Origin of the sequence: Amycolatopsis sp. NPDC026612 (assembly GCF_040638285.1) — a bacterium.
Taxonomy (GTDB): domain Bacteria; phylum Actinomycetota; class Actinomycetes; order Mycobacteriales; family Pseudonocardiaceae; genus Amycolatopsis.
The window spans coordinates 35,506-51,572 of sequence record NZ_JBEZYB010000032.1; the positions used below are offsets into that span (position 1 = coordinate 35,506).

A 16,067-nucleotide genomic window follows, 5' to 3' on the forward strand; every position below is an offset into this window, starting at 1 on the left:
TGTTTCTCCTTCGTGTAGTTGTGCTTTACCGGGTCTGAACCGCTCGCGAGGGATCGAGCAGGTGGCGGTGCAGGAAGGACAACTCGGCCTCGGCGGCCTGCTCGTGGCCGCCCAGGAAGGGCTCGTAGTGGCCGCCGGGCATCCGGACGAGCTCGCCGCGGGGTGCGCGCCGCGCCGCGCGGACGCCCGGTTCGGCGAACGCCGTCTGGTCCTGGTCGCAGACGAGGACCAGGAGCGGGCACCGCACGCGGGCCGTGTCGCGGCCGGGCCGGTAGAAGCCGAACCAGAGCGGGGTGCGGGCGGCGATCGTCTGCTGCCATTCGGGGTACCGGTTGCCCGGGTTGAGGGCCCGGTCGCCGTCCAGGCCGTCCGGCGTGGTCAGGAACGCGACCGTGCCCGGTTCCCCGGCGAGCGGCACCAGCAGGGGCTGCCTGCCGAGCAGGCTGCCCACAGCGTCACGGAGACCTCGGGCGAGGAGACGCCCCATCGGGAGGGGCCTGCGGTGCCGCATCGTCTTGAGCGCGGCCACCCGGCCGTCGGCCAGGGGCGTCTGGGCGATCGCGGCGGCCAGCCGGGGATTGCGCGCCGCGACGCGGAAGGCGTGGCCGCCGGAGAGCGAGAAGCCCCAGATCGCCAGCTTCGCCGGGTCGACGTGCGGCAGCGTGGCGGCGAACTCGATCGCCGCCTGCCAGTCGGCCAGTTGCTCCTTGACGCGGATGACCTGGCGCGGCCGGCCACCGCTTTCCCCGAAGTGCCGGTAGTCGAGGGCGAGAACGGTGAACCCCGCCTCGTGGAATCGCCGGGCGAACGGGTCGGTGCCCGGTTCCTTGGTCACCCCGCCGCCCGCGGTCATGATCACGCAGGCACCGTTGGCCCCCGGGTAGTGCCAGGCGACGCACTCGGCGTCACCGCTGGCGAAGCGGACCTTCTTCCGGTCCTCGGCCCCGTGTTCGCGCTCGGTCACCGGGCCGCCTCGAAGTCCGCGACGTGGTCGGCGGCCCACTCGGCGAAGGTCCGCGGCGAGTGGCCGAGGATCTTCTCCAGTTCCGGCGTCGGCGGGAACTGCGGGCGCGTGCGGTGCGCGGCGTACCGGGCCATCATCGCGGTGACGAACGGTTCCGGCAGCCCACTGGCCACCATGCCCCGCGCCGCCGGTTCGGCCGGGATTTCGTGGAACCGCAGCGGCCTCCCGAGCGCGACGCCGATCTGCCGGACCATCTCCTCGTGCGACAGCGACTCCGGGCCGGTCAGGTCGATGCGCCTGCCGAGCAGCTCGTCGTCGGTGAGGGCCTTCGCCAGCACCGCGACCAGGTCACGTTCGTCCAGCGGCGACTCCTCGAAGCCGGCGTACACGAAGCGGACGTCGTCGCCCGCGCGGACCTGGCCGCCCCAGGCGCTCAGCGCGTTGAGCGCGAACGAGCTGGGTCGCAGGCTGACCCAGTCGAGGCCGCTCGTCGCGGCCGCGTCGTCGGCCTCTTTGTTGCGGTCACCGCGGAAGCGCGACGGCTGCGCGTCGAGCGGATCGTCCACATTGGCCGCGGCGAGCGCGACGACCCGGCGAACGCCCAGGTCCCGGGCGAGCGCAACGACGTCGTGGGCGGCATCGCCGACGGCCCTCGAGTGGAGGAACAACGCGTCCGCGCCGCGCAACGCGTCGGTGAGGGTTCCCGGCCGTTGCGGGTCCCCGTCGACGACTTCGACGCCGGCGGGCAGTCCCGCGTCGCGTGGCGAGCGCGTGACAGCGCGGATCTCGCGGCTTTCGCCGAGTTCGGCGAGTTCGGTGGCGAGGAGGCGGCCGACAAGTCCGGTCGCCCCGGTGAGCACGATCATGGCAAGTCCTTCCCCCGAGCGGCGGACCCGTTCCGGGTACCTCGCGTCTGAACTTCAGATGATATGAGAACCGTATCATATGAATGACGTACTGAACGTCAGTTGTCACGGACGAACGCCGGATCAGGAGTTCTCGCGTCCCAGCCACCACAGTCCGCCGACGAGCCCCACACCGCCGGCGACCACCACGCCGAGGGCCGCGTACAGCCAGCCACGGCCGAGTTGACCGCCGACCGCGACCACCAGGACCGCCAGACCGGGCGGCAACCACAGCCGTCGCAGCGCCACCACCAGTACCGACCGCGCGGCCCGGCGCAGCGTGCGCATCAAACTCCCATCGACTGGAACGATCGACAGTCCTACCATGGTTGAGTTCGACCACTGGGGAGGCGGTGGTGACATGACCCGAGGCGGCTCGCGTCGCGTTCCGGGCTCTGGAGGCGCGAGAAGAAAACCCCGCCGCTGCCGGTACGACGGCGCCATCGTCACCCGGACCGGCCAGGAGAAGGGCAAGTTCTTGTGTCACCAGTGCGGCCGGGTGCTCAACTACGAGGAAACAAAGACGGTGTGAATGTCGACGCCTTCACTGCCTGACGCGACGCTCGGTGTTGCGGGCAAGATCGGCCGGAACTTCAGCGTTGTGACGGTGGTGCCGTCGCTGTTCTTCACCCTGTGGATCTACGCGCTGTACGCGAGCGGCGCCTGGATCCACGAGCCGAACCTAGGCAAGCTCCGCGACGCCTTCGCCAACTGGTCACTTGCCGGAGCCGCGTGGCTGGTGCTCGCCACCGTGCTCGTGGGGCTGTTCATCCACCCGCTCCAGTTCCCGACCGTGCAGTTGCTCGAGGGGTACTGGGGTCCGTCGCGGCTCGCTCGCGCCGCCGTCAAGCTCCGCACGGCACATTACCGGGCCAAGGCGCAGAAGATCGGAACCCGGCTGAAGGAGCACGAGGAAAGTCTGCGGGACAAGCTAAACGTCCACCTCGGAAAAAGGGTCGGCGGACTCAGCACCGACGAGTGGCGACGCGAGATGGATGAGTACCTCGCCAAGAAGGCGGACGACGAGGCGTTGTCGCACGCCCTCGCCGAGGACGTCTACTCCAAGGCGAGCCGCCGGTTCCCGGAACGAGCCCGCATGATGCCGACGCGGCTCGGGAACGCCTTGCGGGCCGTGGAGGACAGGGCGGGGCGTCAGTACGGGCTGGACGCGATCACCGTGGCACCGCACCTCGCGCTCATCGCGCCGGAGAGCCATGTCGCGTACCTGCAGGACTCGCGGGAGCAGCTCGATCTCGCCGTCCGGCTGTGCTCGGTGTCGTTGCTGGCCACGGTGATCACGTTGTCGGCCATGCTCGCGGACGGGTTGTGGCTCTTGCTCGCACTCATCCCTTACACGCTCGCTTACATCGCCTATCGTGCGGCGGTCTCGGCGGCCGATGAGTTCATGACCGCCGTGTCGACGATCATCGATCTCGACCGGTTCGCGTTGTACCGCCACCTCGGACTGAGCCGGCCGCGAACCACCCACCAGGAGCGTCACCGGAACGCGAAGCTGATGCTGTTGCTCCAGAACGAACCGCCGGATCCGGACGAACCCGAGGTCTCCCTGACCTATGCCCGCGAGGAACCACCGGACAAGACCTGACCTGCCGGTGCGGTTTTCACGGTGTCAGCGCGAGCCCAAGCGTTGAGCGCAACCAGCGAACGATGCAACGCGGAACCTCGATCTCGACCATGCTAGTTCGTGGCGCTGCGGCGTTCGAGGAAGACGGTGTCCTGCCAGACGCCGTCGCGTTGGGCGATGCGTTCGCGGACGCCGACGGTGCGGTAGCCGGCGGCGTGGTGGAGCGCGAGGCTCGCGCGGTTCTCCGTGAAGATCGACGTCTGCAAGGTCCACAGCCCGTCCTCGTCGGCCGCCATGACCTGCTTGCGCAGCAACGCTTTGCCGACCCCGCGGCCGCGCTGGCCGTCGGCGACGTAGATCGACGTCTCGGCGACACCGGCGTAACAGTCGCGTGTGGACACCGGAGTCGCGGCGGCCCAGCCGACGACCTGACCGTCACGCTCGGCGACCCAGCGGTGCCCGGGAAGCCACTTCGCGTCGAGAGTGGCGCGGCTGGGGACGGCGGTTTCGAAGGTCGCGATGCCGGTGGCGACGCCCTCGGCGTAGATGCGGCGCACCGCGGCCCAGTCCCCCGCCTCCAGCGCGCGAACGACCACGTCGGCAGGCACGTCGTCCGGGCAGCACGGGCGCGGCGCGAGCAGGCCCATCACGGCGTCGGCGGCGTGCGGCAGCCCGGCGCAGCACGCCTGGTTCACGGTGACGACGGTGGCGGTCCCGACCTTCTCCAGGTGCACGAACCCCACGTCGGCGAGCTTGCGGACGTGGTGCGACGTCGTGGACTGGCTGGTACCCAGGATCTCCGTCAACGCCCCGACCGTGATGCCCTTCGGCGTGGTCGCGACGGCGTGCAGCAGCCGGACGCGGACCGGCTCGGCGAGGCAGGCGAACCAGCCGGCGTAAGTGGCCGCTTCCGCGGCGGGCAGCACCTGGGCCTGAGGCAGGACGATCGGCATGCCGACAGTGTATCGACCCCGATCGATGGTTGTATCCATCGATCCCAGTCGATACTCTCAACGGCAATAATCGAGCTGAATCGATGGAAGGTGCTGGGGATGGACGAGCTGCCCGTCGTGGTGATCGGAGCGGGACCGGTGGGGCTTGCTGCCGCTGCAGAGCTGCTGGAGCGCGGACTCGAGCCGCTGGTGCTGGAGCAGGGGACGCAGGCCGGAGCCGCGGTCGCCGAGTGGAACCACGTCCGGCTGTTCTCCTCGTGGTCGGAGCTGGTCGACCCCGCCGCGGCCCGGCTCCTCGAACCCGCCGGCTGGGGCCGGCCGGACGCTGCCGCCTACCCGACCGGCCGCGAGTGGGCCGAGGCCTACCTGCGACCACTGGCCGACGTGCTCGGCCGGCGCGTCCGGTTCGGCGCCGAGGTGATCGGCGTCGCGCGGCGGGGCCGAGACCGGATTGTGGACAGCGGCCGCGAGGGCGAGCCGTTCTCCGTGCACGTCCGCACCGCCGCCGGCGAGCAGCGCGTCTTGGCGAAGGCGGTGATCGACGCGTCGGGAACGTGGTCGGCGCCCAACCCGCTCGGCGGCGAAGGGCTCCCGGCGATCGGCGAACGCGCCGCGGCCGACCGGATCTCCTACCGCGTACCGGACCTGGTCCAGGGCGCGGCCAGGTATGCCGGCAAGCACGTCGTCGTCGCCGGCAGCGGACACTCCGCACTCACCGCGCTCGTGGCGCTGTCCGGCCTGGCCAACGGCACCCGGATCAGCTGGATCCTGCGCCGCGGCGGCGTCGGCACCGCGTTCGGCGGTGGCGACGCCGACCAGCTGCCCGCCCGCGGTGCACTCGGGCTGCGCGCGAAAGCGGCCGTCGACGCCGGGCTGATCACCGTGGTGACCGGTTTCCGGACCGAGGTCGTCGAGCGTGGCGACGACGGCCGGCTCGCACTGGTCTCGGCGAACGGCCGGCGGATCGACGCGGTCGATGAGGTCGTGACGCTGTCGGGGTTCCGGCCCGAGCTGGGGTGGTTGTCGGAGATCCGGCTCGAACTCGACCCGACGCTGCAGGCGCCCGTCGCGCTGGCCCCGCTGGTCGACCCGAACGTGCACTCCTGCGGCACCGTCCACCCGCACGGCGCGAAGGAGCTGTCGCACCCGGAACAGAACTTCTACCTGGCCGGGATGAAGAGCTACGGCCGCGCGCCGACGTTCCTCGCCCGGACCGGCTACGAGCAGGTCCGCAGCATCGCCGCCGCCCTCGCCGGCGATGACGAGGCTGCCGCGCGGGTCGAGCTGATCCTGGCCGAGACCGGGGTCTGCGGCGGTGCCGGGCTGTTCGACGAAGCCGGGCCCGCGGCCGGCGGGTGCTGCGGTGCTCCCGACCCGGAGATGCTGACCCTGTCGGCGCCACCGGCCCTGTCGAACTGAGGACACGTTGCCGCCGGCGAGCGGATCAAGGACCGCCAGGTCGGTGACGGCTTGTAACGGCGAGGTACGCGGCAGCGACTCCCGTGACAGCGCGGTGCCCCGCCACCGTGCTCGATCCAAGGTGGTTGCGATGATCTTGCTCGCTGTCGGAAACGAAGTCCCGGCCAGTGCGTGGTGGCGTCCCGGAGCCGCGCCTTGTGCCATCACCGCGACGGGGACGGAGCTGCTGGGCTGGTCCCAGTCGCCTCTCGCCGGGCTCCTGGTCACTGCGGTCCTCACGGCGGTCATCGGCACAGCGGTCGTGGTGCGGCGCGCCTTCCGCCGCCTCGACGCCATGCTGGCCGAAGAGCTCGGCTCAGCCTCGCCCGACAGGGGCCGGTGAAATCCTCGAAGCGATCGCTTCGGAAACCGAAGTAGCGCGCAGGAACCGTCCAAACCAGACACCGAGGCGGCCGCACCAGGCTTGATCCGCGTGTCGGATCGGTCCTACTCTTCAGCGTCGATGATGGCCGAGGAGGACCCATGCGAGTTACCGACCGTAGCCGTGGTCACCGGGTGATCATCTCGTGCGCACTGGCCGCCGGTCTGCTGGCCGCGACGAGCCCGGCAGCGGACGCGGCGCCGGCACCGCGGTACTCCCCCGGTGCACCAGGCGCCGGGGATCCGTACTTCCCCGACATGGGCAACGGCGGCTACGACGTCGGCCACTACGACATCCGGCTGGCGTTCGACCCCGGCACCGGAGCGATCGACGCGACCACGACGATCCTCGCCACGGCCACCCAAGACCTCTCCCGCTTCGACCTGGACTTCCAGGGACCGCTGACGATCAGCAGGCTCTCGGTGAACGGCCGGAACGCTGCCTTCACCCGCAGCGGCGCCCAGGAGCTGGTGATCACCCCGCCGCACGGTCTGGGGAAGGGCAGCCCGTTCGTCGTGTCGGTGACCTACGCCGGTGTCCCGCAGAAGATCGACGACCCCGCGCTGGGCCTCTCCGGCTGGGTCGCCACCAAGGACGGCGCGGTCGCGCTCAACCAGCCGATCGGCGCCGCGACCTACTACCCGGTGAACGACAGCCCCGACGACAAAGCGACCTACACGCAGACCATCACCGTGCCGACCGGGCTCACCGTGCTGGCCAACGGCGAACCCGGGCCCACCACCACCCGCGATCACCAGACCACCTTCCGGTGGACCATGAACCGGCCGATGGCCAGCGAGCTGAGCATGCTCGCGATCGGCGACTACGACGTCACCCGCGGCGTGACGGCAGGCGGCCTGCCGAACATCACCGCGATCGGCAAGTCGATCGACACCAAACCCGGTCAGGGCAAGGTGTTCAACCAGACCACGGCGCAGCTCGTCCAATGGGAATCCTCGGTGTACGGGCCGTACCCGTTCGACTCGACTGGCGGCATCCTCGCCGACGTCGGCGTCGACTACGCCCTCGAGACCCAGAGCCGGCCGGTCTACGACCAGAGCACCAGCGACGTCGACGGCGACCTGCTCGCCCACGAACTCGGCCACCAGTGGTTCGGCGACAGCCTCACTCCGGTGCACTGGTCGGACATCTGGCTCAACGAAGGCTTCGCGACCTACTCGGAATGGCTCTACCAGGAGAAGTTCACCGGCGTCCCCGTACAGCAGACCTTCGCACAGGTCTACGCCGACGAGAAGGACTGGAGCGGCCAAGTCGCCGACCCCGGCCGTGATCACATCTTCGACGATCTGGTCTACAACCGCGGCGCGATGACCCTGCAGGCACTGCGCACGAAGATCGGCGACCGCGCCTTCTTCGGAGTGCTCACCCTGTGGCCGACGGCGCACCGGTACGGCAACGTCTCGACGCAGCAGTTCATCCAGTTCGTCGAGCGGCTGACCGGCCGCAACCTCGACTCGTTCTTCCACACCTGGCTCTACCAGCCGGGCAAGCCGACACTCTGACCCCGATGCTCACGCTGCCGTCGGCGGAGGCAGCACGATGCGGAAGAGGTGCCTGATCCGGTCGAGGTCGACGTCGGCCGCCAGGCGGGCCTCCTCCGGCAGGTCGTCGACGGAAGGGTCGATCCCGAACAGCAGGCGTGGAAGCGCCGGGTGGACGACGAGGCCGATCAGCTCGTTCGCGGCCCCTTCGGCTTCGTCGGCCGCGAGCCCCCACGCTGTCACCAGGTGTGCCGCGAGGTCGCCGGCCGTGGACCCGAACAGGACGTCGTAGAGGCCCGCCGCGAGCTCCGGCAGCCGGTCGGCCTCGGCGATGCCGAGACGGAGCATCCTGGCGACCGAGGACCACCGCAACAGCTGGACGAAGCGCCCGCAGTACCGCACGACCGCTTCCGCCGGCTGGTCGGCGTATTCGGCGGGCGTGCGCATCCGCGCGCCGAACAGGTCGCGGATGCGCTCGACGACCGCAAGGAACAGCGTGTCCTTGGTCGGGAAGTGCGCGTACAGGGACCGCTTCGACGTTTCCGCGCGCGCCGCGATCGCATCCATGGAGGTCCGCTCGAAGCCGTCCTCCAGGAACGCGAGCTTCGCCGCGTCGAGGATGTGCTCGCGCAGCGCTTCCCCGCGCCGGGCCATGGCGTCCACCTCCAAGTATACGGTACAGTAGAGTTTACTTCTGCTCCTTACCGTTCGGAGTCATCATCCATGATCGTGATCACCGCCCCCACCGGGCAGATCGGCAGCAAGCTCGTCGCCACGCTGCTCCGGCAGCGTGAGCCGGTCCGCCTCGTCGTCCGGGACCCGGGCAAGCTGCCCGCCGAAGTCCGGGAACGAGCCGAGGTCGTCGTCGGGTCGCACCGCGAGCGCGACGTCCTGGACCGTGCCCTCGACGGCGCCGACGCGCTGTTCTGGCTCATGCCGGCGGCCGCGACCGCGAGCAGTCCCTACGAGGCATACGTAACCGCCTCCATCCCGGGCGCCGACGCCGTCGTACGCCACGCGGTACCGCGCGTCGTGATCATCTCTGCGCTCGGGCGCGGATCGCAGATCTACGCCGGGCACGTGTCGGCCTCGCACGCGATGGAGGACCTCTTCCGCAGCACCGGCGCGCACGTGCGCGCACTCGCTTTGCCCACCTTCATGGACAACATCCTCCGGCAGGTGGCCACGATCCGGAACGGTGTCGTCTCCGGCACCCTCCCGGCCGATTTCACCATGCCGTGGATCGCGACGAAGGACATCGCGGCCCTCGCCGCCGGCTACCTCCTCGACCACACCTGGACCGGACAGGACCCGGTCGAGGTCCTCGGCGGCGAAGACCTTTCGTACCAGGACATCGCCGGAATCCTGACCGACGTTCTCGGCGCACCCGTCCGGTACGAGCCCGGAGAACGCGCTGCCGTCGAACGATTCCTCGTCGGCCGTGGTTTCTCCGAGGCGATGGCCCGGTCCATGATGGACATGGACCTCGCCGGCGAGCGCGGCATCGCCAACGCGACGCCGCGCACCGCCGAGAACACCACGCCCACCACTTTCCGCGAGTTCGCCGAAGAAGCCGTCAAGCCTGCGGTGCGCCCTTCGGCTCCGAACCTCGCGAGCACCAGTTGTGCCCAGTAGTTCGACGAACCATGAGTCGCTTCAGATCTCCTGAATGGACTGGGTGCCGAGGACGACGGCGAGGGCCAGCCGGTCGGCGTCTTCGGTGCCGGGTTCGGCGGTGTAGACGCTGATCCGCAGGTCGTCCAAGGCGACGAGCAGCGTGTCGCAGTCGAGGGTGATCGGGCCGGCCGCCGGGTGGTCGATGGTCTTGCGGCGGGACGGGTCGGGCGGGGGCGGCGGGGCTTCGGCGTCCCAAAGTTCGGCGAAGCGCGGGCTGCCGGCGGCCAGGTCGGCGATCAGGCGCCGCAACGCACGGTCGGCGGGGTAGCGCGCCGCGGTCTGGCGCAGGTCGGCCACGAGCCGGGCTTCGTGTTCGGCCTGTTCCCGCGGGGTGTGCACGACCCGTGAGGGCAACCGGGTGACGTTGCGCCAGACGGCGTTGCGGTCCAGGCCGCGCCAGCTGGTCGTGTCGCCCATGAGCGCGTCGTAGGGCGCGTTGGCCAGCACGAGCGTCCAGGTGGCGTCGTAGACGACCACCGGCGTGTGCGACAGCCGGTCGAGCAGCCGCTGCACGCTGGGCGTGACCCGCGACGGCACGACGTCGGGGCCGGGCGCGGCGTGCCCGGCCAGCCGGTACAGCAGGTCGCGTTCGGGGTCGGCCAGGCGCAGCGCGCGGGCCAGCGACTCCACGACCTGCGTCGACGGCGCCGTCGCGCGGCCCTGTTCGAGGCGGGTCAGGTAGTCGGCCGAGATGCCGGCGAGCGCGGCCAGTTCTTCGCGGCGCAACCCGCTGGCCCGGCGCCGCCGGCCCGCCGGGACACCGACGGCCCCGGGTGCGACCCGGTCGCGCCAGCGGCGCACCGTCCGGCCGAACTCCCACGCTTCCACGTCGTCCATTCTGGACGAGTCCGCACCGGTTGTCCTGGTCCTGGCAGTCCTACGAAAACCGGACGACTGGCTGGGCCCCGGCCATCGCTCGCAGGCTGGAGCCATGACCGAACCCGGAACCGTCCTCATCACCGGCCCCACGCGCAACCTGGGCCGCCACGCCGTCCTGGCCATGGCCGCCCGCCCGGCCGGGCAGCGACCCGATCTGCTGCTCGTCGGCCGCGCCGGACGCGACCTGACCGCGGTCGCCGACGAGGCCCGTGTCCTCGGAGCGCGCGTCCACGAGATCGGCTGCGACCTGGCGAACCTGGCCGACGTCCGTGCCGCCGCGGCCACCGCCCGGAGCCTGCTGGCCGACGGCGCCGTCCGGCCGCTGCGCGCACTGGTCGCCAACGCCGGCACCATGTCGCCCGACACCAGGCGGGCCTCGGCCGACGGCTACGAGCTGACCTTCGCCGTCAACCACCTCGCCCACGCCCAGCTCATCGGCGACCTGCTGACCTCGTTCACCGCCCCGGCGCGGGTCGTGCTGATCGGCTCGAACACCTACCACGCCAACTTCTGGCGCAAGCTGCTGCAGGTGCCCGGGGCGAAGTGGGCCGACCCCGCCGAGCTGGCCCGCCCGGCCGGCGGCGAGCAGCCCCCGGGCATGGCCGCGTCCGGGGTCGCGTACTCCAACGCCAAGCTCGCGATCCTCTACTACGCCCACGAGTTGCAGCGTCAGGCCGGCCGGGGAATCACCGTGTCGGTGTTCGAACCGGGCTGGATGCCCGGCACCGCGCTGGGCCGCGGTGCCCCCGCGGCGGTGCAGGCGGTGAGCCGCGCGCTGGGCCGGATTCCCGGCGTTTCGATGCCGCAGCGCTCGGGGCCGCTGCTGGCCGCGATGGCCCTCGACGAGCGGTGGGCGCACCTGCGTGACGGCGCGTTCGTGGTGAAGACCAAGCTGACGGAGGTCCAGCCGGTCGCCCACGACCGCGACCGGGAGCGGCGCTTGTGGGAGGCGACCGCCGAGTTGCTGGACCGCGCCAGCGTGTCGCGCACCCCGGACGCCGAGGGATGACCGACCAACCCGGCCCACGCTCGGCGGCATGAGGGACGGGCCGGCTCGGAAGTTCGGCGCCGATGGTCACGTTTCGGCGGGAAACCGGACAGGTTCCCGATCCGCACGCCCGACACGATCCGCGACGGGCCGTCGTCGGTTTGCCCGCGACGGGCAGCGAAGAGTGTCACCTGGCGACCACCAGGTGACCGCTGCTCGCCGGGTGATGGGTCGAATCCCAGGCAATGATCGAGAACAAGCGACCAAGCCACGCGAACACCTGAGCGCGCCGGAAGGACACGTCATGACCGCGACCGGACCCACGGCCCCGACTGCACCAGGGGTGCGGTCCTGGTGGGGCATCCCGTACGCCACCGCCGAGCGATACCGCCGCCCCGTGGTCGCGGGCTTCGACCCGGACCGCCCCTACGACCGCAAGGGCGTCGCCCCCGTCCAGCCCGACACCGGCGACTGGCTCGAAGCGGACAGCGGAACCGGCGAGGACTGCCTGAACCTGAACGTGTGGGCGCCCGCACAGCCGGCCGGGAAGGCGCTCCCGGTGGCCGTCTACGTCCACGGCGGCGGATTCGAGTTCGGCGCGAACACGCAGATCACCTCGAACGCCGCCGGCCTCGCCGCGACGGGGCGCGTGGTGGGCGTGTCGGTCAACTACCGGCTCGGCGCACTGGGTGCGGTCTCGCTCTCCCAGTACGGCGGGCGGCTCGCCGAGGCCAGCAACCTCGGCCTGCAGGACGTCATCGCCGCGCTCACCTGGATCAAGCAGCACATCGCCTCCTTCGGCGGCGACCCCGACAACGTCACCGTCTACGGCCACAGCGCCGGCGCCTATGCCACGTTCGGGCTGCTCGGTGCGTCCTCCGCGGACGGGCTGTACCGGCGACTCGCCGGGTTCTCCGCCGGGCCCTCCCGCCTCCAGCCCGCCTGGTGGGCCGAGGAACTCGCGGACCGGTTCGTCACCGAACTCGGCGTCGCGAGCAACCCCGAGAAGCTGATCGACCTCGACCCGGCCTCCCTGGTGACCGCCCTGCACAAGGTCACCCCGACGGACCTCGGAGTCCGCGGCGGGATGGACTGCCGGAGCCTCGGTGTCGTCCTGGACACCGGCCGGCCCGGCGCGGTGCTGACCGCCCACCCCATGGACGTCCTGGCCTCGGGCTCGCACCGGGACATCGACGTACTCCTGAGCTTCGCCAGCGACGACATGGGCTGGTGGGTGGCGAACGACCTCGACCGGTTCGACCCGCACACCGTCGACCGCATCACCGACGAAGTCGCGGGCTGGCGCATTCCCCGCTCCCGCGCGAAGAAGCTCGTCGATGCCTACGACCAGGGCGGCCGCACCCCTGCCGAGGTCCGCGCCGCGCTCCTGACGGACTACATCTTCGGGCTCCCCGCGGCCCGCGGCGCCCTGACCCACGCCGCCGCGGGCGGCAACGCCCATCTCCTCGCAATCGGGCCCGCCGAGGGCGCGCCCGCCGTGCACGGCACCGAGATGTACGCCCTCGTCGGCCAGGAACAGCCGGGCCGCAGCACCGAACAGGCCGAGCGTGACACGCGTATCCGCGACATCGTGCTCGACTTCGTCACCGGCGAGCAGACCCGGCTGTGGCCCGCCGTCACCGACCGGCCCACCGCGGAAAGCGTCGGCCACCCGCCCTTCGAGGCTGCCGCCCACTACCAGGCGGCCCTCGATCTCTGGGCGAACATCGACCGCCCCTGACGGTCACCGGCCACCACGTACACGACAAGGAGCTCGGCATGAACCCATCGACAGCAACCGGCGACGCCGCACCGGCGACGATGCGGGCCGTCGTCGTCACCCGGCCCGGCGGCCTCGACGCACTGGAGATCAAGGATGTCCCGGTGCCCGTCCGCAAGCCCGGCTGGGTGCGGATCAAGGTAAAAGCGTTCGGCGTCAACGAGTCCGAGGTCACCACCCGCAAGGGCGAGTCGAGCCCGGACGTCACCTACCCGCGCGTGCCCGGCATCGAGTGCGTCGGCGTGCTCGATGAGGCCGACGGGGACAGCGGGCTGCGGCCGGGACAGCAGGTGGCCACGATGATGGGCGGCATGGGCCGCTCGTACGACGGCGCGTACGCCCAGTACGTGACCGTCCCCGCGGAACAAGTCATCCCGTTCGAGACCGGCCTGCCGTGGGAGGTCGTCGGCGCGCTGCCGGAGATGTTCCAGACCGCGTACGGCTCCCTCGCCACCGGCCTCGGCCTGCAGGCGGGGCAGACGCTGCTGATCCGCGGCGGCACCTCCACGGTCGGGCTGAGCGCGGCCACGATCGCGAAGGACCTCGGCGCCACCGTGCTGTCCACCACTCGCAGCCCGGAGCGGGCCGGGGAACTGCGGGCCGCGGGCGTCGACCATCCCCTCGTCGACAACGGCACCATCGCCGCCCAGGTGCGCGAGCTGATCCCGGACGGCGTCGACGCCGCACTGGAACTGGTCGGCTGCTCGGTCCTCGCCGACACCCTCCGCGCCGTCCGCCGGGACGGCAAGGTCTGCTTCACCGGAGCACTGGCGGGCCAGTGGACGATCCCCGACTTCTCCCCGTTCATGATCCCCACCGGGGTGCACCTGACCTCCTACGGCGGCCAAGCCGCCGACCTCCCGGCCGACGTCTTCGCCCACCAGCTCCAGGCCATCGCCGCCGGGCGCCTCACCGTCCCGGTCGCGAAGGTCTACCACGGCCTGGAGCAGATCCGTGCTGCCCAGGCCGACGTCGAGTCCGGCGCCACGCCGGGCAAGCACGTCGTCGTCCTGGACGACTGAGAAGGCGCTTCTCGTCGCTTCCCGAGGAAAGAACAGACGCCAATGGAGCGAGGCGCCACTTCGAGGCCCGGGACGCGGTCAGTTCTTCGCAGGCGCGGGAAACCGGCGCTCTACGGCCGCGCGCCCGTTGCCCGGCCGGTCAGGGTGCGCGGGGCCCTGCTCACGAGCGGGTGGTGCCGTCGCGTGCCGCGAACGCGGCCGGGGTGAGGCCGGTGCGGTCGCGGAAGAAGCGGCCGAAGTTCGCGGGATCGGTGAAACCGAGGTGAGCGGCCACGGCCCGGGCGTCCCACCGGGCGACTCCCAGCAGGCGCCGGGCTTCGAGCAGCCGCCGCTCGTCGATGAGCTCACGCACCCCTTTGCCGGTGGCGTCCTGGGCGGCGCGGCTGAGGGTGCGCACCGAACAGCCGAGCAGCTCGGCGTAGCCCGCAGCCCGGTGCAGCTCGCGGAAGTGCAGTTCCAGGGCGTCCACGAACCGTCCGTAAGTGCCACCGCGGCCCGTGCCGGCCGGGGCGATCCCGGGGGCGTTGGCGAGGCGCAGCAGCAGCGATTCGAGCAAGCTGCGGCGCAGGGCGTGGTGGACATCGAGAGGGCGGCGCCCGAGCGCCCGGTGTTCGTCCAGGAGCTGGAACGCCGTCTGCTGGAGCCAGCGGGCGTCGTCGGGGTGCGGGGTCAGCACGGCGGGCGCGTCGTGCGCGGTGAGCGGGGCCAGCAGGCGCGCGGTGGCGGGCGTCAGCACGTCCGGCTCGAACAGGATGAACGGGCCGCGGGCCTCGCCGGGCGGATGGAAGCACAGCGCGTGCCCGGGACGCACCCACAGCCACTGGCCGGGCGCGACGGTCCGCGTGACGTGGTCGACGTCGTGCCGCAACTCGCCCTCGGTGACCAGGATCAGGTAGTGGAAGGTGACGCGGACCGGATGGGGTGGATTCCACGGCCAGTCGTCGTGCTGGGCGAAGAAGTCCTCGACGGTACTCACCTCGAGGCCGTACGGAGTACCGACCCGGGGCTGGAAACCGTACAACGGAACCGCGACCGGTTCGCTCGCCCTCCGGTGTCGCTTGTCGACCATCACGTGTCCGCAGCCTACCGTCCTGGTGATCGGTTTCGGGGGAAGGATGGGTCGTGTCGCCACCACAGACCGTCACCACCCGAAAAGGCTCATCACCATGAACGGATCGACCCTGCAGAAGACCGCCGCCGACTGCGCGGGGGAACTTCCCGGAGCTCGGCTGGAGCACCCCTTCGGCCCCGGCTGGGAGGTCTTCAAGGTGCGCGGCAAGGTGTTCATGCTGATGACCGAGGTTCCGGGGCGTCCCGTCGTGATCCTCAAGGCGGACCCCGGCGACGCCATCGCCCTGCGGGAACAGAACAGCCACATCACCCCCGGCTACCACATGAACATGAAGCACTGGATCACGCTGGAGGGCGGGGACGGCGTCGACGAGACGCTGGTCGAGGAGCTCGTCACCGACTCCTACCTGCTCGTGGTCTCCCACCTGGCCAAGGCCGAGCGGCCCGTCGACCCGCACACCTACGGCAGTGGCACGCGGGCGGCCCGGTGAGCGCGGCCGGTGACCGGCTCCAGGACGCCGCGCGCGCCGCGGCCCTCGCGCTGCCCGGGACGGACCACGGCTACCCCTTCACCGAGCACCTGGACGTGTACAAGGTGGCGGGCAAGGTGTTCCTGATCGTCACCGACGACCCGGACGACCAGATCATCACGGTCAAGTGCGAACCCGAACACGCCCGCGCGCAAGAACGCGGCTACGCCTCGATCACCCCGGGCCGCTATCTCGACAAACGGCATTGGATCTCGCTGGGGCCGGGCCCCGGCATCACCAAGCGACTGGTCACCGACGCGGTCGAGAACTCCTACGACCTGGTCGTCGAGCGGCTGCCGCGACGCGACCGCCCCGGGGCTCGCCCTGTGCAACGCTAGGCCACAACCGCACACGTCCCGCCTACGACCCGA

The 16,067-nt window shown here is 71.1% G+C and carries 18 protein-coding genes; 11 read left to right on the forward strand and 7 right to left on the reverse strand.

The genetic code is table 11. The annotated features are described in order from the left end of the window. Positions 1–25 precede the first annotated feature (25 nt). From AB0F15_RS26245 to AB0F15_RS26255, 3 genes are all read right to left on the reverse strand, one after another. A complete protein-coding gene (locus AB0F15_RS26245) occupies positions 26–964 on the reverse strand; it encodes an alpha/beta fold hydrolase (RefSeq protein WP_360275393.1) in 939 nt (312 codons plus the stop codon). Next, entirely contained in the window at positions 961–1,830 is an 870-nt protein-coding gene (locus AB0F15_RS26250) for an NAD(P)H-binding protein (RefSeq protein WP_360275396.1), read from the reverse strand. Before AB0F15_RS26250 ends, AB0F15_RS26245 begins: the two co-directional genes overlap by 4 nt. A 123-nt stretch (positions 1,831–1,953) precedes the next feature. Next, positions 1,954–2,157 (reverse strand): hypothetical protein, encoded by a 204-nt coding sequence (locus AB0F15_RS26255; protein ID WP_360275399.1) that lies wholly within the window; start codon positions 2,155–2,157, stop codon positions 1,954–1,956. Between the two features lie 37 nt (positions 2,158–2,194). Between AB0F15_RS26255 and AB0F15_RS26260 the strand changes: the two genes are divergently transcribed. Next, positions 2,195–2,401 carry a hypothetical protein gene (locus AB0F15_RS26260; RefSeq protein WP_360275402.1) on the forward strand — a complete coding sequence of 69 codons (207 nt, stop codon included), beginning with the start codon at positions 2,195–2,197 and terminating at the stop codon, positions 2,399–2,401. Then, positions 2,402–3,475, forward strand: coding sequence for a hypothetical protein (locus AB0F15_RS26265; RefSeq protein WP_360275404.1), 1,074 nt, complete (start codon positions 2,402–2,404; stop codon positions 3,473–3,475). It begins immediately after the preceding gene. Between the two features lie 92 nt (positions 3,476–3,567). Here AB0F15_RS26265 and AB0F15_RS26270 read toward each other — a convergent pair whose 3' ends face one another. Continuing rightward, the gene (locus tag AB0F15_RS26270; protein ID WP_360275407.1) at positions 3,568–4,407 is read right to left on the reverse strand and encodes a GNAT family N-acetyltransferase; all 840 of its coding nucleotides are present in this window, start codon (positions 4,405–4,407) and stop codon (positions 3,568–3,570) included. Positions 4,408–4,506: 99 nt separating this feature from the next. Here AB0F15_RS26270 and AB0F15_RS26275 point away from each other — a divergent pair, with 99 nt between their 5' ends. From AB0F15_RS26275 to AB0F15_RS26285, 3 genes are all read left to right on the forward strand, one after another. Beyond that, positions 4,507–5,826: an NAD(P)-binding domain-containing protein gene (locus AB0F15_RS26275; protein WP_360275410.1), complete on the forward strand. Its 1,320-nt coding sequence runs from the start codon at positions 4,507–4,509 to the stop codon at positions 5,824–5,826. A 130-nt stretch (positions 5,827–5,956) separates the two neighbouring features. Beyond that, positions 5,957–6,208 carry a hypothetical protein gene (locus AB0F15_RS26280; RefSeq protein ID WP_360275412.1) on the forward strand — a complete coding sequence of 84 codons (252 nt, stop codon included), beginning with the start codon at positions 5,957–5,959 and terminating at the stop codon, positions 6,206–6,208. Positions 6,209–6,348: 140 nt separating this feature from the next. After that, positions 6,349–7,770, forward strand: coding sequence for a M1 family metallopeptidase (locus tag AB0F15_RS26285; protein WP_360275415.1), 1,422 nt, complete (start codon positions 6,349–6,351; stop codon positions 7,768–7,770). 9 nt (positions 7,771–7,779) lie between these two features. Here the strand turns inward: AB0F15_RS26285 and AB0F15_RS26290 are convergent, their stop codons facing one another. After that, a complete protein-coding gene (locus tag AB0F15_RS26290) occupies positions 7,780–8,403 on the reverse strand; it encodes a TetR/AcrR family transcriptional regulator (RefSeq protein ID WP_360275418.1) in 624 nt (207 codons plus the stop codon). A gap of 69 nt (positions 8,404–8,472) precedes the next feature. Here AB0F15_RS26290 and AB0F15_RS26295 point away from each other — a divergent pair, with 69 nt between their 5' ends. Further along, the gene (locus tag AB0F15_RS26295) at positions 8,473–9,384 is read left to right on the forward strand and encodes an NAD(P)H-binding protein (RefSeq protein ID WP_360275421.1); all 912 of its coding nucleotides are present in this window, start codon (positions 8,473–8,475) and stop codon (positions 9,382–9,384) included. A gap of 21 nt (positions 9,385–9,405) precedes the next feature. Here the strand turns inward: AB0F15_RS26295 and AB0F15_RS26300 are convergent, their stop codons facing one another. Then, the gene (locus tag AB0F15_RS26300; RefSeq protein WP_360275424.1) at positions 9,406–10,263 is read right to left on the reverse strand and encodes a helix-turn-helix transcriptional regulator; all 858 of its coding nucleotides are present in this window, start codon (positions 10,261–10,263) and stop codon (positions 9,406–9,408) included. Between the two features lie 94 nt (positions 10,264–10,357). Here AB0F15_RS26300 and AB0F15_RS26305 point away from each other — a divergent pair, with 94 nt between their 5' ends. The 3 genes from AB0F15_RS26305 to AB0F15_RS26315 all read left to right on the forward strand — a co-directional run bounded on the left by AB0F15_RS26305 (position 10,358) and on the right by AB0F15_RS26315 (position 14,095). Then, the gene (locus tag AB0F15_RS26305) at positions 10,358–11,314 is read left to right on the forward strand and encodes an SDR family NAD(P)-dependent oxidoreductase (protein WP_360275426.1); all 957 of its coding nucleotides are present in this window, start codon (positions 10,358–10,360) and stop codon (positions 11,312–11,314) included. A gap of 283 nt (positions 11,315–11,597) precedes the next feature. Beyond that, positions 11,598–13,034, forward strand: coding sequence for a carboxylesterase family protein (locus AB0F15_RS26310; protein ID WP_360275429.1), 1,437 nt, complete (start codon positions 11,598–11,600; stop codon positions 13,032–13,034). A 38-nt stretch (positions 13,035–13,072) separates the two neighbouring features. Further along, complete coding sequence (locus tag AB0F15_RS26315) at positions 13,073–14,095, forward strand: zinc-binding dehydrogenase (protein WP_360275432.1); 1,023 nt, start codon at positions 13,073–13,075, stop codon at positions 14,093–14,095. A gap of 160 nt (positions 14,096–14,255) precedes the next feature. Here AB0F15_RS26315 and AB0F15_RS26320 read toward each other — a convergent pair whose 3' ends face one another. Further along, positions 14,256–15,071, reverse strand: coding sequence for an AraC family transcriptional regulator (locus AB0F15_RS26320; protein ID WP_360275435.1), 816 nt, complete (start codon positions 15,069–15,071; stop codon positions 14,256–14,258). A 190-nt stretch (positions 15,072–15,261) separates the two neighbouring features. Between AB0F15_RS26320 and AB0F15_RS26325 the strand changes: the two genes are divergently transcribed. Both AB0F15_RS26325 and AB0F15_RS26330 read left to right on the forward strand, forming a co-directional pair. Then, entirely contained in the window at positions 15,262–15,657 is a 396-nt protein-coding gene (locus tag AB0F15_RS26325) for an MmcQ/YjbR family DNA-binding protein (protein ID WP_360275441.1), read from the forward strand. Continuing rightward, the gene (locus tag AB0F15_RS26330) at positions 15,654–16,034 is read left to right on the forward strand and encodes an MmcQ/YjbR family DNA-binding protein (protein ID WP_360275444.1); all 381 of its coding nucleotides are present in this window, start codon (positions 15,654–15,656) and stop codon (positions 16,032–16,034) included. The genes AB0F15_RS26325 and AB0F15_RS26330 overlap by 4 nt, the downstream gene beginning before the upstream one ends. Positions 16,035–16,067 lie beyond the last annotated feature (33 nt).